Source organism: Undibacterium sp. RTI2.2, from assembly GCF_035018705.1.
Taxonomy (GTDB): Bacteria; Pseudomonadota; Gammaproteobacteria; order Burkholderiales; family Burkholderiaceae_D; genus Undibacterium.
In genome coordinates, this window is the sequence record NZ_JASJXN010000008.1 from 64,640 (window position 1) to 88,311 (window position 23,672).

Here is a 23,672-nt window from a genome sequence, read left to right on the forward strand (position 1 = left end):
CCCATATAGTAAATTTCAGTCCTCTTTTAATTTACTGGATCATATGTAATTTTTATAAAAAATTATTGGGAGTATATTGATTTTATTTAAATTTAACGGTAATTTCTTATCGGCTCAGCTCATCTTTATGACAAAACGTTTGCCTGGATTAAAATTCCCTGAAGCGCTTTGTCTTCCTACAAATTCTAGCTGTTTCTCTTTTGCATTCCAGATCATCGCAGAGCCATCATAAGGACTGCGGAGAGGTTCTGCCGCATGCGCCACATAATCGGCAATTGCGTTGTCAGCAATCTTATTCTGGCGCAGCTTGATTTGTAATCCGACTAGCCGCAAGTAGGCATCAATGTCAGCACTTTTCTCCATGTAGCTCAGATAAGTATCTGGATTTTGCGCAGCAACATCCGTCAGAATTTTGCCGACTGGGTTATAGGCATAGCGCAGGTACTTAAATACAGCTTGCTGGTTTGATTTTTGTGCAATGAGTGTCTGCCGTATCTGCGTGTAATGCGACGCTGGCTGATTTGCGGTGGCGATGCGTGCTTGCCAATATGCTGCCATGTCATTCACAGTCGCGTTGGGTTGAAAAAAAAGCTTACACAAATACTCACAAACATTGAAGGCAATTTGCGAATCAGCTGGATCTTGGATGGCTCTAGTTTGAGCATAATCGATGGTTAAGAAAAAATTGACGAAGCGTGCTTCCGCCATCAATGCTCTGGAAAAATCCAATTCACTTTGCGTCAGCGGATGCACTAATGCGCTGAATGAGTCGCCATAGTCGCTTGCTAATTTTGGATACTTATTGACTAGCTCGCTGATGGTTCTGGCCTGCTTGCGCAGCATAGACAAAGTCACCATTTTTGAGATAAGACTGGCGCTTTTTTCCGTCAATAAACGTAGATAGCGATCATTTTTTTGTAGTATTGCGATGCCGTTTTGCAGATGCCCGTCAGCAATCTCAAACTCAGCCATAGTAATCGTCATCTCAGACGCTTTGGTTAAATAGGAATAAGCTGGCGTCACCGCAGCCCCTATAGGAATCATGTGTTCTTCATAGCCTTGTAGTGCTTGCATTTGTGCATAACGTTGGAGCAACAACGCATTCGCATTGATTTGTTCTGTCCGATTGGCACGCTGAATTAAGTTCTCTGCAACGCAATTTTGTTGTGTATTACTACACGCATGGCCATCCCATACAAAACTTGGTGCTCTCTTGTACGTATCCGCAACGCGCCCAAGGTCGAAATGACCAGGGTCTGCACGGTAACTTGTTTCTTCTGCATGTACACTATTTTTACCAGTTGTCAGCGCATCCAGGCTGGCGTCGGCCTGCATCGCTCGCAGGATAAAGAAGCCATTTTGCTCATCAGGAACCAGGTAGCTCGGTTCTTTCAACAAAGTTTGGGCTACAGGTGTGAGTTGCGAGTCACGTAAATTGAGTAGGACAAAAATAGTAAGTAATAAAATTATCAGGCCAAGTAGTCCGCCGATGATGCGCAAAGGCCAGCGGAGTATTTTTTTGATGCCAGTGGAGGGTGTTATTGCAGGCGCATTTTGCGGTGTCGTCGTTGGCATAGAGTAGCTTCTTCTGTTGTCCGTTTAACCGAATTGTGTCTGAGAGCCGCCATCTTCTCAACAAATAGATAAGATTACTACGGTTATTTTTTGGACAAATTGCCATCAGTTTTAACTGAATATTAGATTTTTCATTCAGTTATTTAAAATATATTCCTTATAAGTATATTAAAGGTGTCAACGTAAATAATGGGGAATGGGCTATTTTTATGAAAAATAATGGGGAGTATATGCAAAACTGCATAAATACGTCTGAGAATTTTATTATCAGAACGTACTCATGCAATCTTTTACGCTTCGTTGCCAGCTTGGGTAGCGGCTTAGATTATAAGCTTGCGGGTTTTAAAATTTCTCAAAATGCGCTCAAAAACGAACTCAATATTCCCTCAAAGATTCACCAAAAGTTTTCAAAGCGCACCTAAAAATGCCTTACGGATTTGTCTGCCGCACAGTACCGAGACGGCGTAGGCAGTTGGGTTGGTGTCGTGCCTGGAGACGATGCCGTAGTATTTTTTATCGCTAGAAATCCAAGGATAGAAACCCCATTTCCCTGGGCTGGAATATGCATCAATGCTGCCATTGCCGTATTGCGATTCTACCCAGTGGTTGTAAGAATAGGTCCATGGTTCTTGTAGTGCGACAATCGGCGAATACGCTACTTTGCCCGGACAGTTACCTGGCAAAGTACAGACTGCATTCTCGCCTAGGTGGCTGCCGATTACTAATTGCTGGTTCATCATTTTGCGTAGGAATAAAGCGTAATCGGTTGCCGTGCCCATCATGCCTCCAGCCATTAAAGGATCCAGCGGTGCCATATTGAACCCCTTACTCAAACCCGGCGTGTTTTGGTATTCGGCCGTCAGTTGTGCTGCCGTAAAGTTGCCTAATCCCAGATCGATGGCGGCTAGTTTTTGGTCATGCCCACCGTCATAATCAAACTTGCCGACGGTGGTGGGGTCGGGTTGGCTGGTATTGCCGTTCATTCCGGCGATAAAACAGGCGTTGACCGAACCGGTACCAGCGCAGGCAGTATCGTTAAGTCCGGTGTAACCAGATAAAAATCGTAAGCCATCGCTGAGCGAGACGGTATTGCGCACGGACTCTATGCCTTTTTTCTCTACCACATACGCACCAAAGATCCATTTTGATGCCGAAGCGATATTGAAATATGACGATGCCACCACACTACCGGTACCCAGAGAACCAGAAGCAATCGGTTTGGCGCTGATGCTATTACCGATTTCCCAATAAAAATCTCCTAGTTTGGATACCGCGCATAAAGGATCAGTAGCGGCAGATTTTTGGGCCGCAGCGATAGCCGCGCTATATATCGCGCTTGAGGCATCGGGTGTGCTTACCGTGTCACTGGTACCGGCGCTGGATACTGCAGCTGCGTTTTGTGCAGTGCTTGCAGTCGGGTCAGCAGAACCGCCGCCGCACGCACTTAAAAACAAGACGGTACTTGTCGCCGTAATGGCAAGCGGCGTGGTTCTGGCTAACAGACGCTTCCAGTTAATGTTATGAAGAACGGCACGATATTCAGCACTAGATTCAGCTTCAGACTCAGAATGAGTTTCAAAAAAATGGCGCATCATATTCTCCCCGTCACATTTACCAGATCGCATTCACAAGATGACCACCATATGATCTACAGATGCTCACATCATGATTTGCATTGTATTGATCAATTCTGTAATTTTTGTGGAAACAGTATTGTGTCTATTTGCTATGGCAAAATGATCTTGGGACTTACGCAAAACCGTCCCGGCTGCGTTGTAGCTCCTTGCTGTACTCAAGTACTATCTTCGTCGCTACGCCTTGCCGGGACAATTTTGCGTAAGTCCTGGATCTTTAAAATTGACCAAAACGGCCTGAAGACTTTTTTATCGTGTCGTTGCGCTACCCATTTTAAATTTATCGCCAAACCCCTATGACTTCTGCGTACCAAGTGCTTCTAGTTGAAGACGATCCAATGATTGCACGCACGCTTATGATGGGTTTGCGTTACGAGGGCTTTGAGCTGATGCTAGCTGCAAGCATCGCGGAGGCAAATAGTATTTTGGTGCAGCGCCCGCTACAGCATCCGGCATCGCCGTTTGATTTGATTATGTTAGATGTCGGATTGCCCGATGGTGACGGCATCAGCTTATGCCGCCAGTTGCGCGCCAGCCAGACAAGTCATCGCCAGAAGAGTTATAAGTCTAATAATTTGTCCCACATTCAGCCACACACGCCGATCTTAATACTTTCAGCACGTACCGATGAGGCAACTGCGGTAGCTGGCATAGACGGGGGCGCTGATGATTACATCCGCAAGCCTTGTGGATTATTAGAGCTGGCAGCACGTATGCGGCGTTTGCTAAAGCCGTTTGACACAAGACAAAAAGACAGGGTATTAGCGGTGTTCGGTGGCCTTAGCATGGATTTGCAGCGGCGTACCGCTAGTGTTAATGGCACTATTATTCCTCTAGGTAAAAAAGAATATGAAGTGCTCTTGTTGCTAGTCCGTGCAGCGGGCGATGCGATTACCCGTGAGCAGATTCTGGATCAGTTCCAGGAAAGTAGCGCTGCCAATGACAAGGACATCGATCATTCGATCTACGACCGGACGATTGATTCCCACCTCAGCCATTTAAGACGCAAACTCAAAGATGCCGGGTCCGATGTGCGTATCGTCGCGATCTATGGCGTCGGCTACAAACTGGAGTCCGCATGAACCGATCATTGTGGTTACGATTTTTTGGTATCAGTATTTTTTTCGCCTGCGTGCTCAGTACTGGTTATGTGCTCGTGCTGCGCGAAATCACAGGTCGTCCGACAGAAGAAGTGCAACGCAGCGTCTATCTGTTTATTACGCAAATCGTAGAGCAGCAATCCAATTCTGGTCTGGCATATCAAGATGCTCTTGCACAAGTACAACGCTACCGGAGTGAATCACCTGCTATGCCGCTGGAGCTATGGGTTATCAACGCGGAGAATCAAATTGTAGCCAGCAGTACCAATGCGGCCCCACCGCTTGGATTGCTGCAACGAGCCAAGCCAGTGCAGGTGCATGAGCTGATCACGCGAGGTCGCTTTTTTTCTGGCGGTCCTGCTACGGCGATCATTCGCCTAAGTGCCAGCCAACCGGTCTATCTGCTGGTGCGCAATCCTGGCAATGCCGCACGCGGGACATTTTTTAGTATGTCTTTGTTGTTTGTCACGACGCTGATAGGCGCAATTTTGCTGGGGCTATTGATGACCATGCTGTACTTGCGCGGTCGTTCATCCGAGGCAAAGCAAGTGATACAGCAAATGGAATCCGGCAATCTGAGTGCACGTTTTAAAGCGGGTAAGCTTGATGCTGTGGGTGGCCTGATGTTGAACTTTAATCAGATGGCAGACGAGATTCAGCGTCTGGTCACGCAACTGCAAGCCATAGAACGCACCCGGCGCGAACTCTTGCAAGAACTAGGTCATGATCTGCGCACGCCGCTGACCAGTTTGCGTACTTCAATCGATACGCTCTCGGTGCATGGCGAGAATATGAGTGAGGATGAACGCGCTGAATTTTTTGCTGTTGTCAGTAGTGAGATTGATTACTTCACTAAGCTGATTGACGACCTGTTTTTTATCGCCAATATTGACGAGCCACGTTATCGCAAACAAGCCAGTAGCGTCGATTTGTTTGAACTGGCTACGATAGAAATGCGCAATGCCCAAAACAGTAACCATAATCGTGGCGGCACCATTTTGTTTGAGATGGAAGCCATCCCGGCGGGTGCTGCTGTAGTTGCCGGCGTAGTGTCCACCGCAGCGTCCGCCACCGTGTCTACGACAGCGCAGGATTATCACATCATCGGCGACGCCTATCTGATATCCCGGCTATTTCATAACGTCTATGAGAACGCCGCCCGCTACGCAAGATCAAGCGTGCGTACCCACATTATCCGTAAGGCAGATCGCATAGAGATTACGGTGCAAGATGATGGCGACGGAATGTCAGAAGAAGTGATACGCAGTTTTGGACAACGCCGCGATCAGCGTGTGCTGATCGCTCCTGGTAAGGCAGAGATTTCTCTTGGGTTGGGATCGGTGATTATTAAAACCATCGTTGAGCTACACGGCGGACATTTTACGATTCGCAATTTGCAGCAAGTATCTGCCGCTAAGGGAACTTGTCTGAGTTTTTCTTTCCCTGCGCGTTAAGTTGATTGGTTGTTTCGATTAAGCCGCCACCGCATCCAGCTTGTTCAAACCGCAAACGCTCGCCGCAATCTCATACGACCGCAAACGTGCCTGATGATCGAAAATCTGTGAAGTCATCATCAACTCATCAGCACCGGTACGCTCAATAAAATCGCGGATGCCTTGCGCCACAGTGTCTGGCGCACCGATCGCAGAGCAAGACAGAATTTGATCGAGTAAGGCATGTTCTTGCGGACCGATCAGCTTATTGTAGTTTTCTACTGGTGGCGGCAGCTTGGCTGGACGAGCGCTACGCAGATTAATAAAAGCCTGCTTCATCGAGGTTGCACGGAACTGCGCCTCTTCATCGGTGTCCGCTGCAAATACATTAAAACCCAGCATGACATACGGTTTTGCCAATTGCGCAGACGGACGGAAGTTGGCGCGATACAGCGCAACCGCCTGCATCATTTGCTGTGGCGCAAAGTGGGACGCAAATGCATACGGCAAGCCCATCGCCGCTGCCAGTTGCGCGCCAAATAGGCTGGAACCTAAAATCCAGACCGGTACTTTTAAACCCGTGCCGGGTACCGCTCGCACCGCTTGCCGTGGTTCAGCAGAAAAATAATCCATCAGCTCCGCCACATCTTGCGGGAACTCATCCGCATCCGATCCCAAATTACGCCGCAAAGCCCGCGCAGTCAGTTGATCAGACCCCGGCGCACGTCCCAGACCCAAATCAATCCGGCCAGGGAATAACGATTCTAAAGTCCCAAATTGCTCCGCAATCACCAGGGGCGAATGATTCGGCAACATAATTCCACCTGCACCGACACGAATGGTCGAGGTACCCGCCGCCACATGCCCGATCAATACCGCCGTCGCTGCGCTGGCAATCCCCGGCATGCCGTGATGTTCCGCCAGCCAATATCGCTTAAATCCCCAGCGCTCACCATGCTGCGCCAAATCCAGCGAGTTACGGAACGACTGCGCAGCATCGCTCCCTTGGGTGATGGGGGAAAGGTCGAGAATCGACAGAGGTGTGATAGGTTTCATAGCATTCAAATTGGTACTAAAGCAGAAAACACAAGCGACAAGTGGTGGCTTATGCAGGACTTGAGTTTGCTCAAGGCGTGAGCAAACAGTGTAGTCCTTTTGTCTGGAGTCGGTTTTGCCAGGGGCGAATGGGTTTGCGGTATTTGTGAGATAAGCGATATGGCGATTGTTACAACCTCAAACTATTTAGCTACGTCATCCCAGCGTGTTTTTTGCTGGGACCCAGCGACCTACGATGGTGGTCTGGTCGCGGACGTCACTGGATTCCGGCTAAAGGCACGCCGGAATGACGCAAAACGGTGAAACATATTTGGCAGCAAGTGCTTTTAGCCGATGTTCTGTTCAACGCCAAAATGGATATTGATTGAAGATGTCTTAAATATACTCATATCTAGTATATTTAAGTAGTCCATGTATTAAATGGACTATAGACGATATTTTTTATAAAAATAGGGGAGTATCCATTTTTTCAAGTTTTTTAAGACTTTGTTATTCGCTCTGGAGCACCCGCTCAGGACTACCTTAACGCATTAGTATTTTGGGCTACTGTAAACCGCAGCATAAGCCCGCTGCCCAGCTACAAATGTCATCGCGACGCTTCGATCATCTCCCAACAAGGCCATTGCAAATAGTAACTCTTCAAGATTATTTGCTTGCGCGCTGCGGCGTGCCAGTAGTGGAGTTGCCTGCGGGTCGAGGACGATAAAATCGGCTTCGGTATTGGCGGCAAAATTCCCGATGGTACCTTCCAGTTGCATACTGCGTGCACCGCCCAGCGTTGCAAGATAAAACATGCGGGTAGCGGATAAATAGCTGCCGCCCATGCGGGCGACCTTGTAGGTTTCGTTCATGGTTTGTAGCATCGAGAACGTCGTTCCGCCGCCCACATCCGTAGCCAGTGCCATTGGCACGCGTGCTGCATCGGCTTGTTTAAAATCGAATAAGCCGCTACCCAAAAATAGATTAGAAGTCGGGCAGAGTGCTACCGCAGATTGGCTTGCTGCCATGCGGGCGCGGTCTTGGTCGTCCAGCCAGATGCAGTGACCGTACATGGCGCGCTGACGCATCAATCCGTAGCGATCGTAGATGTCCAGATAACTGCGTGCTTCCGGGAAGAGTGATCTGGCCCAGGCGCATTCATCCTTATTTTCTGCCACGTGCGATTGGATAAATGTATCTGGATATGTTCGCGCTAATTCACCGGTCAGTTGCAGTTGTGCCGGTGTTGAAGTTGGGGCGAAACGTGGGGTAATGGCATAGAGTTGGCGACCATTGTTATGCCATTTTTTGATCAGTGCCTCCGTATCGTGTGCACCACTTTCTGCCGTGTCTTGCAGAAAGTCGGGGCAGTTTCTGTCCATCAGCACTTTGCCCGCGATCATGCGCAGATTGCGTGCCTGGCTTTGCTCAAAAAAAGCATCGACGGACTCTGGATGTACCGTGCAATACACCATCGCCGTGGTGGTGCCGCAACGCGTTAGTTCATCCAAAAAAAACGCCGCGACATCGCTGGCGTGTTGCGGATCCTGGAAGCGTCTTTCGGCCGGAAAAGTGTATTGCTCCAGCCAAGGCAACAAGCCCGGTGCGGGCGAGGCGATGATGTCGGTTTGTGGATAATGGACATGGCTATCGATAAACCCGGGCGTGATGATTTTGCCTGGGAAGTGACGAACTTCAACGTCGGCGGACAAGCTGGCTTTGAGCTTAGCGTAATCACCCGCCGCCTGCACTCGGCCATCAGTAACAATTAATAGACCGTCCTCATACCATTGCGTGGCTTGCTCGTTATGCAAAGGATCATCTGTAAAGTGCAACAGGCTAGCCCGGTAGGCTTGGGTTGGATTACTTGGCTGTGTCATGAGCGATATCTGTGTTGCGAGTGTCTTGTTGAGATAGGATTTAGCGAGTTTCTAAAAAGACTTTCTCAATTAGCCAGCCTAAAGCTACAAAATGTAGGCTACGACGTGCGCATCGGCCTACTTTTCTTTGCATTGCTGTTCCTCGCGGTTGGCTATGATTTGCTGCGGTGCGCATGGCGCACCCTACAACGGCGACAACGACTACAACGGCTAGAAATGCATCTCGGTTCAAGAATTTTTAGAATACCTTTTTAAAAGTCCAATTATTCTGCGGCTTCCAGGCCAAAAATAGGTTGAAAGCCGCAGAATGATTGGGAGATCAAAAATCGAGATCAAGTATAGCCATAAAATTAGCTAAAACCATGCCGCAACTTGGATACTCCTCATTAAGCGGCGTGTATGATTTCTGCGTAGTTCTTACTTGCTGACGCCTTTAATAAGTTAGCTTGTTCAGCATAATAAGTTTGCATGGCTTTTTCTTTGACATGACCAAAACCACGGACTTTCTCGGGCAAATTGGCGACTTGCACTGCCTTGTCCAGATTATCTTGGTTTAAGTTGGCAATCAGGCTTAACACCGTATCGCTATAATTCACGATCAGGGCGCGCTCGGATTTGCGCTCTTCTGTGTAGCCGAAGATATCCAGTTTGCTGCCGCGCAAACCCTTGAGCTTGGCCATTAATTTAAAGGCTTGCCATACCCAGGAGCCATACTGCGCTTTAACCAAATGACCTTGTCCGTCTTTTTTAGAAAATAGCGGCGGCGCTAAGTTGAACTTGAGGGAAAAATCGCCTTCAAACTGCTGCTTGAGTTTGTCAGTAAATTGTCCGTCGGTGTACAAACGTGCTACTTCGTATTCGTCTTTATACGCCATCAACTTAAATGCATACTTGGCGACCGCTGTTGCTAACTTATTCCCCGCGCCTAGTGCAGCCTCTGCCACGCGGACCTGGTTGACCAAATCCTGATATTGCTGTGCATAAGCGGCATTTTGGTAGGCGGTCAGATACTCGACACGACGTTTGATTACGCTATCCAGACTTTGCGGCATTTGCACGACGACAGGTGAAGTCGGTATGGCAATTTTTTCTACTTTAGCTAAATCCACTGCGGCACGACGTCCCCATAAAAAAGCTTTTTTATTGGATTCGATCGCAACGCCGTTCAATTCCACTGCGCGCATTAAAGCAGCTTCAGATACGGGAATAGCGCCTTTTTGGTAAGCGAAGCCCAGCATAAATAAATTCGTCGCGATGGAGTCGCCCATCAATGCGGTCGCTAATTTAGTCGCATTAATAAAGTCGACCTGATTGCCGACCGCTTCGGCAATGAGCTGTTCGACAGATTCAGCGGGGAACTGCCAATCAGGATTTTTAGCGAAAGGTCCGGTCGGTTGTTCATGCGTGTTCACCACCGCACGGGTACGACCAGCGCGCATTTTAGAAATCGCATCATGGGCACCGGCCGTCAACATATCGCAACCCAAAATCAAATCAGCCTCACCAGTGGCAATCCGTTGTGCGCGCAAACGTGCAACATTGTCAGCAATGCGGATGTGTGACGTAACAGAGCCATTTTTTTGCGACATACCTGTCATGTCTAATACCGACACACCCTTGCCTTCCAGATGCGCCGCCATGCCGATTAATGCACCGATAGTAATTACACCGGTCCCGCCGATACCATTCAGCAAAATGTTGTACGGCACAGCACAGGTCGGCAAAACCGGAGCCGGCAAACTGCCGAAGTCGTCGGTTTTTGCTGTCCCGGTTTTAGACTTGCGCAAGGTGCCGCCCTCTACCGTGACAAAACTAGGGCAAAATCCTTTGACGCAGGAATAATCTTTATTGCAGGAGGATTGATCAATCGTGCGTTTGCGGCCAAATTCAGTTTCCAGCGGCATGATGGAAGTGCAGTTGGATTGCACGCCGCAATCACCGCAGCCTTCGCATACCGCTTCATTGATAAACATGCGCTGATTTGGATCGGGGAACTCTTTCTTTTTGCGGCGACGACGCTTTTCCGCGGCGCAGGTCTGGTCGTAGATCAAGACGCTGGCACCGGTCAGTTCACGCATTTCACGCTGAACTGCATCCATATCTTTGCGATCATGTAGCGTCACCAGATCGGGTAATGCAGAGCGGTCTGTATAGCGGGAAAGATCTTCAGTCACCAGAGCAATCCGCTTTACGCCTTCTGCCGCCATTTGCTGCGCCATCATGTGGACGCTGATCGTGCCGTCAACTGGTTGACCGCCGGTCATCGCAACGGCGTCGTTATACAAAATCTTGTACGTGATATTGACCTTGGCAGCCACAGCAGCACGGATCGCCAAATAACCAGAGTGGAAATATGTGCCGTCACCCAGATTTTGAAATACATGCGGCAACGTCGAAAACGCAGCTTGTCCAATCCAAGGAGCACCTTCACCACCCATGTGCGTCGTCAGTTTATTAAATTCGGGATAAATGGCGGTCGCCATGACGTGGCAACCAATACCTGCCAGCGCGAGACTACCTTCCGGTACTTTGGTCGACGTATTGTGCGGGCAACCGGAGCAGTAATATGCCGGACGCGGAGGCGTATTCACATCCTTGTTCAGTACCACATCTTTTGCTTCTAAAAACGCCAGGCGTGCCTTAATCAAATCACTAGTGTGGAAGCGTGCAATCCTTGCCGCGATAACGCGAGCAATTTGGGCGACAGAAAAATCTGCTTTGGACGTCAGCAACCAGTCACCACGTGGATGTACCCATTCGCCTTTTTCATCGAACTTACCGATCACTCGCGGACGCACATCATCGCGCCAATTGTAAAGTTGTTCTTTAAGTTGATACTCGACCATCTGGCGTTTTTCTTCTACCACCAGAATCTCATCCAAACCTTGTGCAAATTCCCGCACACCATCTGGCTCCAGCGGCCACGGCATTGAAACCTTATAAAGGCGGATACCAATCTCGGCAGCGAATTTCTCATCAATGCCAAGTTCTTCCATCGCCTCCAGCACATCGAGGTAGGACTTGCCAGAGGCAACAATACCGAGCTTGGCGTTAGGGCTATCAATCGTTGTGTGATTGAGTTTGTTGGCGCGCGCGTAGGCAAGTGCTGCGTAGATTTTGTAGTCTTGCATCAAGGCTTCTTGCTTACGTGCCTGTATGCCCAAGGTATCTAGTGACAAACGCGTATTCAAGCCACCTTCGGGCATCACAAAATCTTCTGGGATCGTAATCTTGAGACGGAAAGGATCAGCATCCGCGGACGAACTAGACTCAACAGTATCAGCCAAGGCTTTAAAGCCCACAGCGCAACCAGAGAAGCGCGACATAGCCCATGCATGCAAACCTAAATCCAGATATTCCTGCACATTGCAGGGGTACAACATAGGGATCATGCAAGCAGAAAAAATATGATCAGACTGATGCGGCAAAGTTGAGGAGTAAGCACCATGATCATCACCCGCCACCAATAAGACGCCGCCATATTGTGCAGTACCAGCATGATTCATATGCTTAAACACGTCGCCGCAACGATCTACGCCTGGGCCTTTGCCGTACCACATGGCAAACACGCCATCGTATTTTGCAGGGCCAATCAGATCGACTGTCTGGGTACCCCATACTGCGGTGGCTGCCAAATCTTCATTTACGCCTGGCACAAACTTGACGTGGCTCGCATCCAGTAATTTTTGTGTCTTCCACAAGGTTTCGTCCAGACCACCTAAAGGTGAACCACGATAGCCAGAAATAAATCCGGCTGTATTCAAACCTGCGGCCTGATCACGTAATTTTTGTATCATCGGCAAGCGCACTAATGCCTGAATGCCGGACAGAAAAATGGTGCCGCTAGTGGATGTGTATTTATCGTCAAGTTTGACGTCGTGCAACTGAGGAGGCGTTGTTACTATGGTAGCTGGTGCGGCTGGTGTAGAAGGTAGGGCGAGCGGCTGCACTGAAGAGTGTTCGGCAGACTCCAAGCTGGTGTCAGATGACATGTGATACTCCAAAATTTGTGATTTAGATTGCAAAGAACATGCGCGGTATCCGGTAAGACACAGGTTTGCTCAGAACCGATAGCGAGGTATCAAAAATCGGTTCTCATTGCGGTGGCTGAGGTTGCCACCATTTTATGCGAATTTGGCCAAAAGCACGACTGTAATCCGGGTCGAATTACTACGCACCAATATTAAAATGGTATTGCTAATATATTAAAATAATCTGTTTTAGGACTTACGCAAAAACGGAAAGCTACTCGCTGCTATCCACACGGAATCAGATGGCTTAATATAAAACATCAAGACCTCTCACAACAGAGACACAGAGAAAATCAGGAGAACAGCGAAATCCTGCCTGTCTCTTTCTTTGTTATTCCTACGCGTCTCTGTGAATCTGTGGTGAGGGGTTTTGTTTTTTGCGTAAGTCCTAATAAATATCCTCTTGGCAAGTTGTCACAAACTTGCCAGTACCAGACTGTTATGTCTCAATTCACCTAATGATCTCCAAGACAAGCATAGGGCTACATATGAAATTTATTCATATTTTTCTGCTGATTGGTTCAATGCATCAGTCGGGGTGGGCGGCAATATCTGAATTTCCAAAGGACGTTACCGCCTTTCTAACCGCACGTGAATCTTGCGACCATTGGCGCGGGGAACCTGGTTACGACGAAGAGCGGCAAGCTGACATTAATTGGTTTGTCTGTCAGTCATGCACAGGTATCGACCTAAAGCTCGCTGAACTGAAAAAGAAATATCGTCGAAGTAAATCGGTCATGGAAAAACTCGGTGAGTTTGAGCTTCAAGTTGAGTCAAAAAATAAGGCTGCGGCCAAACAGTTTTGTAGTAACACGAGAAAGCCAAAGATGGAATGAGCCGCAATGCTTAGCGACCGGGAGCGTACGAGGTTTTGTAGGTCTGACAGCTGCTTGAAAAAACTGAGAGTGATTTCGCATGTCGCTGGAATTGGCGAGAAACGTATGCTCCACTAAGTTGAGTAAGATGTTCTTCATCGTTAATTTACTTTGAACAGGAAGGTGTCGGAACTATGGAATCTATCGTGCAGGATGCCGTTATGGCCAGGTCGGAGGGACTCTACGAAGACGCAATGCGACTGTTGAGAGGGGTATTTGACCGCATAAGGGAAAGCGTTCCTGGCACCGATGAGTCCTACTTCATCACGATGTTCGAATGGAGTCAATTGTGCGCAGAATACCATCCAGCATATGAGGCCTTAGTCAGCGCCCGTGATGAAGAGGTGGTCTACCTGCTTAATGGCGACGATATCTTTGGTACTCGCGCAGTCGCCTGCCCGCATTCACGATTTGGGGTCATCGTGAATATGAACGAAACGCTCAACTATACCCGTGCGACATATGAGCTATTCAAGCAACTCTTGTCGCTCCAGCCGACGTTCGCACACCGTGAAGCTTCTTTTGCTTTGCCCGCCATAGTGGAGGCTGAGGACTTTGTTCTGGCGACTCGCTACCTTGCGGACCCATTACCTCGATTAAAGGAATTGAATCAGTTGGCGGCTCAGTTACCCCTGTTCCCGCCGATCTCTGTGGCGCCGCGGTTAGCTGCCGAGCTGATGAATTTTATGCGGGACGTGATACTAGGTGCGACTGTCTTAGAGGGACTGGGAAAAGATGATGAGGCAAGATCTTTGCGCAATGCGGCACTGACCGGTATCGCATCGGACGAAATCCGTGCACTCGCTAATCTGGAGATTGCAGTACCTAGTACGATCATGCGTGAATTAAGCTCTCACCAGACGCGCCTCCATGAAGCATCCAACAAAGAATAAGCAATGGTAAGTAAGTCGCCGATGTCTGGCAAAAACCAAGCAGGTGCTGAACTTGAAGCAGATTTATATATATGATTTTGGTTTAGTGTTTAAAAAGGAATATCGTATGTTGTCTGCAATTCGATGCCGCTCCGACTAAGAGCTCAACCTTTTTCCATAAACCTTTGCAGACGTTGCACACCCAACTCCAGTTTGTCTAAAGAGCTGGCAAAGCACCAGCGCACATAGCCTTCGCCTTCATTACCAAAAGCGCTGCCGGGTGCCAGCCCTAGCCCTGCTTCTTTCACCAGACGTTTGCATAAACTGAGTGTGTCGGTTGCGCCGTCAAAACGGAAAAATAAATACATCGCACCCTTGGGTTTGGGTGTCGTAATGCCGGGTAAATCATTCAGACTTTGATATAGAAAATCGCGCGCGGCCTGATAACGTATCAATGTATTTTGTACGATGGGTTCGCCTTGTTCCAGTGCGGCGATGGCAGCGGTTTGGATGAAGCCGGGGGCGCAGGAAGTATTAAATTCGATCAGCTTGCCGAGGTCTGCCATCACGCTTAATGGTGCGACGATCCAGCCTAGACGCCAGCCCGTCATGAGCCAGGATTTTGAAAAACTATTGGTAGAAATTACCCTATCTTCTGGGCTGACGATATCCAAAAACGAGGGCGCGCATGCTAATGCCGATGGATCGTTGCTGACGCTTCCACTGACGCTACTGCTATCGTTGTACACCAGACGCTCATACACATCGTCTGCCAAAATCCAGATGCCATGTTGACGACAATGTGCCAAGACGATTTCTTGCTGATCACGCGGCATGACCCAGCCGGTCGGATTATTCGGTGAGTTGAGCATCAGCATTTTGGTATCGGGCGTTAAAGCATTTAGCAGCAATGGCAAATCTAATTCCCAGCTCAAACCAAATTGCAGAGGCACAGTGACCATGTTTGCACCGAGTATCTTGGGAATTTCGGTTAAGTTTGGCCACAGCGGTGTGACTGCGACGACTCTTTCGCCGGGATTCAAGATGGTCTGCGCCACCAGCATTAAGGCCGATACGCCAGATGAAGTCACGGCAATACGTTCCATGCTGATGGGCTGATGCAAGCGTGACAGGTAACTTGCAATGGCTTGCCGCAATGCAGGAATACCGTAGTTATGGGTGTAAAAAGTATCGCCAGCATCCAGCGCCTGTTTTGCCACATCGCGGATAAATTGCGGCGTCATCTGATCGGGTTCGCCAAACCAAAAAGGCAAAACATCCGTCATACCTATGCCTGCATTTGCCACTTCACGTATCTGTGATGCACCGAGTTGCTGGACGATAGGGCGGGCTTGTGGCAAGAACATGGCAGACCTTTGTATTGATGATGTTGGTAAAGGGTTTGAGCGTTGACGATACTCACTTCGAGTGTAGCGCAAACTTTGTGGATTTGGGTTCGACCTAGACTCTATATGCTTTCTGATGCGAGCTATCAGCGCGTACTAACTCAGCCAGAGTGTGATTGCTTCTTTTGTCATGGCAGTCAATCAAGCTGGGTTTGCTTATCTGTCCGAAAATGGCTAGAAATAGTCAGACGGATGCCGTATAAAGATGGCTTCAGAAGCGAAAAAATCGCATGCCGATATGGCCTTGGTCATCACAATTTAAGCTGCTATGAGCACGATAAATTTATCCGATTTCTCTACTACGTTTAACGATACTGCCGAACGCGACCAGTATTTTTATCGTGCTTTGTCCGCCAAGGACAGTCGCTTTGACGGCGTATTTTTTGCCGGTATCAGCACCACGGGCATTTATTGTCGTCCGGTTTGCCGGGTCAAAACACCACGCGCATCTTCTTGTCATTTTTTTGATACCGCTGCGGCGGCAGAGGCAGCGGGTTTCCGGCCTTGTCTGCGCTGTCGTCCTGAGCTTGCGCCCTATGCTTTACAACAAAATCTGGCGTATGCCGTGTGGCAGCGAATTGCCGCCGGTGCCTTGAATGATGCCGGGATAGAAGCGTTGGCGCTGCAAGTCGGTTTGTCTTCGCGCCAATTACGCCGCGTGTTGTTACAGCAGTTTGGGGTGACGCCGGTTGAACTGGCGCAGACGCAGCGGCTTTTATTCGCTAAAAAACTGCTGCAAGAAACTCACTTGCCAATGGCAGAAGTGGCTTACGCCGCAGGCTTTGGCAGCGTGCGGCGCTTTAATGCGTTGTTTGCCAGTCGTTACAAAATGGCGCCCGGATCGATACGTCGCACGGCGTCAGAAGAGAGTGAGGGTTTGGTCTTGCGTCTGGCGTATCGCCCGCCTTATGCCTGGGATGCGTTGATGGGGTATTTGCGCGGGCGCGCCATGCCGGGGCTGGAGGCGGTATTGGATCACAATGGGTCTTCCTCTTATGTCCGCACTGTGCAATTGGAGGGGAAAACCGGCTGGCTGCAAATTACCCATGTGCCAGACAAACAGCAACTCGCCTTAAAACTTGCCCCCGCATTGTCGTCCGTGCTGATGCCCTTAATCGCTAAGGTGCGCCAGCTTTGTGATCTGGAAGCGAATCCCGTAGTGATTCAATCGCATCTGGCAAATGATCCCTTGCTGGCGGCACAAATAGACCGCACCCCGGGTTTGCGGGTTCCGGGTGCGTTTGATGTGTTTGAGCTGGCGATCCGCGCCGTACTTGGGCAGCAAGTCAGCGTCGCCGGCGCGACCACCGTCTCTGGCCGACTGGTGCAGCGGTTTGGTGAGGTGACCAGCACGCCGTTTGCGGCCATCGGTTTTCACTTCCCTAGCCCCGCCAGACTGGCGCACTTATCGGTGGAAGACATCGCGCAGATTGGCGTCCCAAAAAGCCGCGCCGCGACTATCCAAAACGTCGCACGATTCGCGCTTGACGGTGGCTTACAACGGCAACTGGGACTTAATTTTAATGAAGTCGTTACCCAGTTAAAAACGGTGGGTGGCATCGGCGAATGGACTGCTCAATACATCGCCTTGCGTGCTTTGCGTCACCCCGACGCTTTCCCTGCGGGTGATTTAGCACTGCAAAAAGCCGCGGCTGTATTGCCGGAAGTCCGGCTGACCGAGAAGCAGTTGCACCAGCGCGCAAACGCCTGGTCGCCCTGGCGCGCGTATGCCGCACTGCTGTTATGGCAATCACTGAGTAAGGAAAGTAAAGAGGGAAAATAAGAGCGGATTACACAGATCAGATTGATGCGCTTGGCAGCCATCGAAAAATCATGATCTCTTTTACTGGTGCTACTAATCAGATAATTAATGCAAGCTTTCAAATAATTTTATAGTGATCCGAGAACCATCATGTTTTATACCCAAATCAATAGCCCGCTCAAGACCATTTTGTTAGCCGCGACCGAACAAGGTTTGGCTGGCGTGTATTTTGAGCGGCATAGCCATTTTAAAGGCAGTGAGGGCTGGATCAGGCACGACAGCCATCCGGTCTTGCAACTCGCCGCGCAGCAACTGGACGAGTATTTTTCAGGACAGCGCCAGATGTTTGATATCCCGCTGGCTGATTCGCTTGGGACGGCGTTTCAAAAAGCGGTGTGGCAAATCTTACGCAGCATTCCTTATGGCAGCACCATGAGCTACGGCGAGATCGCTCAACAGCTCAACAACCCGGGCGCAGTGCGTGCGGTAGGCGCTGCCAATGGTCGCAATCCGCTGTCGATTATTGTCCCTTGCCACCGAGTGATCGCCAGCTCCGGCGCGTTGACGGGTTATGCGGGTGGTTTGCAGAATAAGCAGTGGTTGCTGGCGCTAGAAGGTCATCGTTCTTTGCTGTGAAGCAGATTTTGCACTGATGAAAACCTCATGGAATGGCCCGTAAGTCAGGTGGATCCATAACTTGAAAATAAATTACTCCCTATAAGTATATTTAAGTTGTCCATATAATGATTGGACAATAAAGGGCTTTTACCAAAAAAATAGGGGAGTATATTTATCTTTAGTAGTTATTTGATTTTATTAAGTCGCTCAAAAAACTCCTTATCTCTATTTAGTATCTACTTAGTGTCTAGTTAGTAGCGACTTAAGACCGACTTGTTAGCGCGCCAGCTTTACGCAATCTGTGCGTAATTCACACACACTCCAACAATATTTACTCTGCGACTTTCACTTTTTATCTTGCACCAACTCGGATAAAAAGCACGCCAATAGTGCGGTGCAGCCAGCATTTGCACACCATCTGAGAAAAATCCCCCAGCCTGGCTATATGCCATTGCACCATGTTGATGCGCGGCAACTAATATGGTTTTTGCGAATATCTCCTATACGAATAATCAATTTTTATAGATTTGTGCACTGCAGTATATTGAAGTCACCAAGAGCGGTTTTGCTGCAAATGTAACGTTAAAAAATCTACTTTTGTTATCGCGCATTTATTTGCTTCTTATTTGATTTCACCACATTCCCCGGAGGTTTTATGTCTGCAACTACTCGTCATTGCTACGCCATTGCTGCCTTGTTACTGGCGGTCGCTTCTGCTCCTACATTCGCGGCAGAGATCAAAAGTCCTTTCGATACGAAGAACTGTGAAATGCCTGCTTATCCAGATAAATCACTCAGCCAAAGTGAAGAAGGCATGGTCAAGTTGCAGTTTGTAACCGATGCCGCAGGCAAGGTGGTCGATGCCAAAGTAGTCCAGTCTAGCGGACATCGCAGTCTGGATAATGCGTCACTGAATGCGGTAAAAGAATGCAATTTTAAGCCGGTAGCGACCGCTCAGTTAGTCGCCAAAAACTGGAGCAATATCTCGTTCGTGTGGGTTATGGAATAAGGTTTGCGTTTCGTCCGTATTGCAAGAATTGGTTGATTTGAATTTGAAACTGAATTTCAAACTGAATTTCAAACTAAGTTTGAAAAGTCAAATTTAGATGTCCAATCATTCTGCGGCTTCTGGGCTACTTTAGGCTTGTAAGCCGCAGAATGATTGGACGTCTATTTTCAAACACTTAAACCATCATTATTTCCTGTATTTCAAATATTTCATCTACCAGAAACAATCTCGGCATAAGCTACTGGTTTTCGCAAAATTAATCATTTGTTGAGGACCATGTATGTCGTTATATCAATTTCGGTCGCCGCTGGTGCGTTTGAGTGCTTTATCACTGCTTGCGGTGCTGAGCGCCTGTAGCACGGTAAAAACTACATCGGCACCAGACCAGGCTTCATCATCCACCGCCGCTAAAAGTAGCGTGCTGTATTCGTGGGTAGTGTTGGGTGAAAACGGCCAAGCGGTGGCGCGCAGTGTGACGCAAGACGCGGTTTGCCCGTCTATGATCATTGATGGCACAACGCAAATTATGCAGGTGCGCGCCGCTGCGGGCACTGTGACGCAACGTGTAACCGCCAGTAGTGCGGAGGATTCTAAGCCTTCTGATTTTCCTATCCTGACGTGCGAAGCGACATTAAGCCCTGCGATCAAATCGGCCAGTATTGCGGGTCAAAATTTGCCACTTCCTAAAGCCGCGCCGCAAAAAATTATCGTAATCGGTGACACCGGTTGCCGTATGAAGAAGACGGATAATTATTACCAACCGTGTAATGACGTCAGCAAATGGGCATTCCATGACGTGATTAAAACTGCTGCTACATTTAAACCCGATTTAGTCATCCATGTCGGCGATTATCACTACCGGGAAAATCGCTGCCCCGACGGCAATGCGGATTGCGCCGGCAGTCCTTGGGGTTATGGCTGGGATACCTGGAATGCCGATTTTTTTGCGCCAGCCGCACCTTTATTGCGTGTTGCACCTTGGGTATTTGTCCGTGGCAATCATGAGAGCTGCGTTCGCGCAGGCCAGGGCTGGTGGCGCTTGATGGACCCGCGCCCTTTGCTGGTGGGGCGTGATTGTAACCTGCCCCAAGATGATTTAAGCGGCGACTACAGCGCACCGTATGGCGTGCCTTTGGATAAGATCGGGACTGATGATGCGCAACTGATCGTATTCGATTCTGCCAAAGTTCCGAATAAAGTCTTGGCAAAAACCGACCCTGCTTATGCCTTGTATATGAACCAGTTCAATCAGGTAGAGCAACTGTCAAAGCAAGCTAGCTTCAATATTTTTGTCGACCACCATCCTATACTCGGGTTTGCACCGGAGAAGAAAAAAGGTGGCGCGATTGATTTCAAACCAGGTAACGCCGCCTTGCAAGATCTGATGCAAAACATTCATTTTGCCCGTCTGTTCCCAGACAATGTACAAGCCGTTTTATCCGGCCATGTACATTTGTTTGAGGCGATTACCTTCAAAACCGATCACCCGACGCAATTTGTGACTGGCAATGGCGGCTCGTCGCTGGACATTCCTATGCCTAATGTACGTCCTGCTACGGCGACACCATTTATGGGTGCTGAGGTGGATTATTTCAGCAATACCAATGACGTTGGCTTTATGACGATGGAGCGTGAAGTACAGGGCTGGAAGATGCAAGCCTGGAATAAAGACGGCAAGTTGATGACTAATTGTTTGCTTAAAAATGGCAAAACTACTTGTGAGGCTGCCGCGCAATAGGAAGAACAGTCACATCGATATTGGTTTTTTTTAGCGGCATTGTGAAAAAAGCGAGACATTTATTTGTCTCGCTTTTTTGTTTTAGATTTTGTTGTCGCGTCATCAAATGGTCATCTGTGTTTCATGCTGCCGTCATACCGTTTTCCTACACTCGTGGAATTTTTACCCACCGAGAATTATTTAGGAAGGCAATATGATGAATCGCACACAAAACCATAATCCACGACAGAAATTTAATCGCTCGCTGCTATCAACACAGGTCGTGATCGCTGTGGCATTGATGGCGTCCCATGCCAATTCCAATGCGCAAACTGCTGAAAATTCTGCTTCATCAATAGTTGAGTCAGGTTCTGCGCTGGATGCCAATGCGATTAAAGATAAAGTCGTGATTAATGGTTCTCGCGTTGCCAATCGCGCACCTGTGCAGAGTTCATTAAAAGCCACACAGCCACAATCGGTTATCTCTGCCACCTTTATTGAGCAAGCCGTCACACCACTGGCGGACTTTAATGCGGTAGCACGGATTGCACCTAGCGTTGGGTCTGGAACGTCACCAAACGGTCCTGGGTTGGCAGAAACTAAAGTCACATTACGTGGCTTTCAGGATGGTGAATACAATATGACGTATGACGGTATTCCATTCGGCGATACCAATAATCCTACCCATCATTCGACCTCGTATTTTCCGGCTCGTATCATCGGCGGTATGGTGATCGAGCGAGGTCCTGGCAACGCTAGTAATCTTGGGCAGGCTACTTTTGGCGGCTCGATTAATTTATTTTCTAAAGAGTTATCACACGATTTTCATTTCACACCGTATGCGACTTTTGGGTCTTGGAATACCAAGATGCTAGGTGCGCAAATCGATAGTGGCATGCTAGCTAGTCTGGGTGACGCCAATTTCATGTTCAACGCATCAAAGCTGACGACGGATGGATATCTTACCTACAGTGGTGTGACGGAAGAAAATTATCAATTCAAAGCTCAACGCAAATTTGGCAGTGATACCGTAGTGACCGTGTTTTCAACTTACAACACGATTCAAAGTTATGTTCCTGATAAAGGTGGCGTCACCCTGAGTCAGGTTGCTCAATTTGGAAAAAACTATGCCCTAAATAATGACCCTACCAGCCAAAATTATTACGGTTATAACTTCAACAATAAAACGACGGATTTTGACTATATCCGCGTGCAATCCAAGTTGGCTGGCTGGGGTATCGACAATACTTTGTACACCTACGCTTACAACAACGATACCTATTCTGGCCAAGATGCAAGCGGCGCAACTGCTAACGGCACCAAGGCAGCAGCCACGGGTAATAAAGATGTACCTGGTTATAACAAGCTCAATTCTTATCGTGTTACTGGGGATATTTTTAAGGCGACTAATCAACTGAATGCAGGCTTGCTGCGTGCCGGGATCTGGTTAGAAAGCTCCAACACCAATCGTCACACTTACGATCTGGATTGGACGCTGGGTTTGCCAAATCCGAAAGAGACAACTGCGCCTAAATCAGTATCTTATGATCAGCGTTCATCATGGAAACAATACCAACCATTTGTTGAGTTTGAATGGGCAGTCGCGCCGCAATGGACAGTAACGCCAGGACTGAAGTATCTCAATTTCCAACGTTCTCTGGACGCGACAGTGAATCAGACTACGCGGATTGCTACCCAGACTGATCAGACTTATACAGCCACCTTGCCATTTCTGACGGTGAATTACAGCGTCAATAAAGAGTGGTCAGCTTATGCACAAGTTGCTAAAGGTTTTCTGGTACCAGATTTATCCTTGTTCTATGTGAACAATCCGCTACTCAGCACACCAAAGCCACAGACTTCGACTAACTACCAGTTAGGCACGGTGCATCAGTCACAAAATCTGACACTGGATGCAGATATTTATTACATCGACTTCAATAATAAAATTGCCTCCACAGGTACAGGCAATGATCTGGTGTATTACAACCAGGGCGGTGTTGTGTACAAGGGTATAGAGGCGGCGGCGACTTACTATGTGGGTAGCGGTTTCTCGGTACACGCGAATGCATCATTGAATAGCGCTAAAGCCAAAGACACAGGATTGCAAGTAGCTAAAGCCCCAGACTCCACATCGGCTTTGGGTTTGCTCTACAAAGCGAACGGTTTATATGGATCACTGATTGCCAAAATGGTCGGTTCCCAATATGCCAAAGATGGAGAGCCGGCCGCCTATAAAATCGCCGGCTATACAACCGCAGATATGACCGTCGGTTATCGCTGGAAAGATATTGGCGGCATGGTTAAAAACGTCAGAGCACAAGTGGGTATCAATAATCTGTTGAACAAATTAGATACAACGTCTATTTCTGTAAATAGTAAAGGTGCTGCTTTTGATCAATATACATTTCAACCAGAGCGTAGCTGGGCTGTATCGCTCAGTGCAGATTTCTGAGACTGAAATTACGTATCAAATTTTTGACTGAAATTAAAAAAGCTCTTTCGGTGGTGTCTGCCGGAAGAGCTTTTTTATTGGCATTTTCGTTGATGTTAATGTGCTTATTTAACAGAATATTCAGGTCGTTATTTTCACTTCTATTCTGTTGAATATGTAGGTGAGTTACTGCCTAGCAAAATGTTCTCTGGTTTAATTTTATTGCCAATACACCAACCAGGAATGCAGTTTGATCGCCACATTTTGATGTGTTCAGCGTAATATAATCGG

At 48.3% G+C, this 23,672-nt stretch carries 15 protein-coding genes; 9 read left to right on the forward strand and 6 right to left on the reverse strand.

Features of this window, described 5'->3' with window-relative positions:
* Nucleotides 1–114: 114 nt before the first annotated feature.
* On the reverse strand, nt 115–1,575 hold the full coding sequence (locus QN395_RS06345) for a hypothetical protein (RefSeq protein ID WP_322120388.1): 1,461 nt from the start codon (nt 1,573–1,575) through the stop codon (nt 115–117).
* Between the two features lie 407 nt (nt 1,576–1,982).
* Complete coding sequence (locus QN395_RS06350; protein ID WP_323491800.1) at nt 1,983–3,170, reverse strand: hypothetical protein; 1,188 nt, start codon at nt 3,168–3,170, stop codon at nt 1,983–1,985.
* A gap of 335 nt (nt 3,171–3,505) precedes the next feature.
* On the opposite strand from QN395_RS06350, the gene QN395_RS06355 reads away from it, so the two are divergent.
* Both QN395_RS06355 and QN395_RS06360 read left to right on the forward strand, forming a co-directional pair.
* Nucleotides 3,506–4,291 (forward strand): response regulator transcription factor, encoded by a 786-nt coding sequence (locus tag QN395_RS06355; protein WP_322120386.1) that lies wholly within the window; start codon nt 3,506–3,508, stop codon nt 4,289–4,291.
* Complete coding sequence (locus QN395_RS06360; protein ID WP_322120385.1) at nt 4,288–5,763, forward strand: HAMP domain-containing sensor histidine kinase; 1,476 nt, start codon at nt 4,288–4,290, stop codon at nt 5,761–5,763. Before QN395_RS06355 ends, QN395_RS06360 begins: the two co-directional genes overlap by 4 nt.
* An 18-nt stretch (nt 5,764–5,781) precedes the next feature.
* Here QN395_RS06360 and QN395_RS06365 read toward each other — a convergent pair whose 3' ends face one another.
* The 3 genes from QN395_RS06365 to QN395_RS06375 form a co-directional block, all read right to left on the reverse strand.
* A complete protein-coding gene (locus QN395_RS06365; protein WP_416200129.1) occupies nt 5,782–6,798 on the reverse strand; it encodes an LLM class flavin-dependent oxidoreductase in 1,017 nt (338 codons plus the stop codon).
* Between the two features lie 530 nt (nt 6,799–7,328).
* A complete protein-coding gene (guaD, locus tag QN395_RS06370; RefSeq protein ID WP_322120384.1) occupies nt 7,329–8,657 on the reverse strand; it encodes a guanine deaminase in 1,329 nt (442 codons plus the stop codon).
* A 386-nt stretch (nt 8,658–9,043) separates the two neighbouring features.
* Nucleotides 9,044–12,649 carry an indolepyruvate ferredoxin oxidoreductase family protein gene (locus tag QN395_RS06375; RefSeq protein WP_322120383.1) on the reverse strand — a complete coding sequence of 1,202 codons (3,606 nt, stop codon included), beginning with the start codon at nt 12,647–12,649 and terminating at the stop codon, nt 9,044–9,046.
* A gap of 527 nt (nt 12,650–13,176) precedes the next feature.
* Between QN395_RS06375 and QN395_RS06380 the strand changes: the two genes are divergently transcribed.
* Together QN395_RS06380 and QN395_RS06385 are read left to right on the forward strand one after the other, a co-directional pair.
* Complete coding sequence (locus tag QN395_RS06380) at nt 13,177–13,524, forward strand: hypothetical protein (protein WP_322120382.1); 348 nt, start codon at nt 13,177–13,179, stop codon at nt 13,522–13,524.
* A gap of 200 nt (nt 13,525–13,724) precedes the next feature.
* Nucleotides 13,725–14,456: a hypothetical protein gene (locus QN395_RS06385; RefSeq protein WP_323491801.1), complete on the forward strand. Its 732-nt coding sequence runs from the start codon at nt 13,725–13,727 to the stop codon at nt 14,454–14,456.
* A 143-nt stretch (nt 14,457–14,599) separates the two neighbouring features.
* On the opposite strand, the gene QN395_RS06390 is transcribed toward QN395_RS06385, so the two are convergent.
* Nucleotides 14,600–15,802, reverse strand: a complete 1,203-nt coding sequence (locus tag QN395_RS06390) for a pyridoxal phosphate-dependent aminotransferase (protein WP_322120380.1) — start codon at nt 15,800–15,802, stop codon at nt 14,600–14,602.
* 307 nt (nt 15,803–16,109) lie between these two features.
* Here QN395_RS06390 and QN395_RS06395 point away from each other — a divergent pair, with 307 nt between their 5' ends.
* The 5 genes from QN395_RS06395 (at nt 16,110) to QN395_RS06415 (ending at nt 23,402) form a co-directional block, all read left to right on the forward strand.
* Nucleotides 16,110–17,624 (forward strand): AlkA N-terminal domain-containing protein, encoded by a 1,515-nt coding sequence (locus tag QN395_RS06395; protein ID WP_322120379.1) that lies wholly within the window; start codon nt 16,110–16,112, stop codon nt 17,622–17,624.
* A 129-nt stretch (nt 17,625–17,753) separates the two neighbouring features.
* The gene (locus QN395_RS06400; protein WP_322120378.1) at nt 17,754–18,239 is read left to right on the forward strand and encodes a methylated-DNA--[protein]-cysteine S-methyltransferase; all 486 of its coding nucleotides are present in this window, start codon (nt 17,754–17,756) and stop codon (nt 18,237–18,239) included.
* Nucleotides 18,240–18,876: 637 nt separating this feature from the next.
* The gene (locus QN395_RS06405) at nt 18,877–19,230 is read left to right on the forward strand and encodes an energy transducer TonB (protein WP_322120377.1); all 354 of its coding nucleotides are present in this window, start codon (nt 18,877–18,879) and stop codon (nt 19,228–19,230) included.
* Nucleotides 19,231–19,510: 280 nt separating this feature from the next.
* Nucleotides 19,511–20,968: a metallophosphoesterase gene (locus tag QN395_RS06410; protein WP_323491802.1), complete on the forward strand. Its 1,458-nt coding sequence runs from the start codon at nt 19,511–19,513 to the stop codon at nt 20,966–20,968.
* 193 nt (nt 20,969–21,161) lie between these two features.
* Nucleotides 21,162–23,402, forward strand: a complete 2,241-nt coding sequence (locus tag QN395_RS06415) for a TonB-dependent receptor (RefSeq protein WP_323491803.1) — start codon at nt 21,162–21,164, stop codon at nt 23,400–23,402.
* Nucleotides 23,403–23,672 lie beyond the last annotated feature (270 nt).

Coding starts and splice junctions, on each gene's coding strand:
- QN395_RS06385 (WP_323491801.1), top strand. CDS start 13,725: ATGGCCAGGTCGGAGGGACTCTACGAAGACGCAATGCGACTGTTGAGA.
- QN395_RS06415 (WP_323491803.1), top strand. CDS start 21,162: ATGATGAATCGCACACAAAACCATAATCCACGACAGAAATTTAATCGC.
- QN395_RS06350 (WP_323491800.1), bottom strand. CDS start 3,170: ATGATGCGCCATTTTTTTGAAACTCATTCTGAGTCTGAAGCTGAATCT.
- QN395_RS06410 (WP_323491802.1), top strand. CDS start 19,511: ATGTCGTTATATCAATTTCGGTCGCCGCTGGTGCGTTTGAGTGCTTTA.
- QN395_RS06405 (WP_322120377.1), top strand. CDS start 18,877: ATGTCTGCAACTACTCGTCATTGCTACGCCATTGCTGCCTTGTTACTG.
- QN395_RS06375 (WP_322120383.1), bottom strand. CDS start 12,649: ATGTCATCTGACACCAGCTTGGAGTCTGCCGAACACTCTTCAGTGCAG.
- QN395_RS06365 (WP_416200129.1), bottom strand. CDS start 6,798: ATGAAACCTATCACACCTCTGTCGATTCTCGACCTTTCCCCCATCACC.
- QN395_RS06355 (WP_322120386.1), top strand. CDS start 3,506: ATGACTTCTGCGTACCAAGTGCTTCTAGTTGAAGACGATCCAATGATT.
- QN395_RS06395 (WP_322120379.1), top strand. CDS start 16,110: ATGAGCACGATAAATTTATCCGATTTCTCTACTACGTTTAACGATACT.
- QN395_RS06390 (WP_322120380.1), bottom strand. CDS start 15,802: ATGTTCTTGCCACAAGCCCGCCCTATCGTCCAGCAACTCGGTGCATCA.
- QN395_RS06400 (WP_322120378.1), top strand. CDS start 17,754: ATGTTTTATACCCAAATCAATAGCCCGCTCAAGACCATTTTGTTAGCC.
- guaD (WP_322120384.1), bottom strand. CDS start 8,657: ATGACACAGCCAAGTAATCCAACCCAAGCCTACCGGGCTAGCCTGTTG.
- QN395_RS06380 (WP_322120382.1), top strand. CDS start 13,177: ATGAAATTTATTCATATTTTTCTGCTGATTGGTTCAATGCATCAGTCG.
- QN395_RS06360 (WP_322120385.1), top strand. CDS start 4,288: ATGAACCGATCATTGTGGTTACGATTTTTTGGTATCAGTATTTTTTTC.
- QN395_RS06345 (WP_322120388.1), bottom strand. CDS start 1,575: ATGCCAACGACGACACCGCAAAATGCGCCTGCAATAACACCCTCCACT.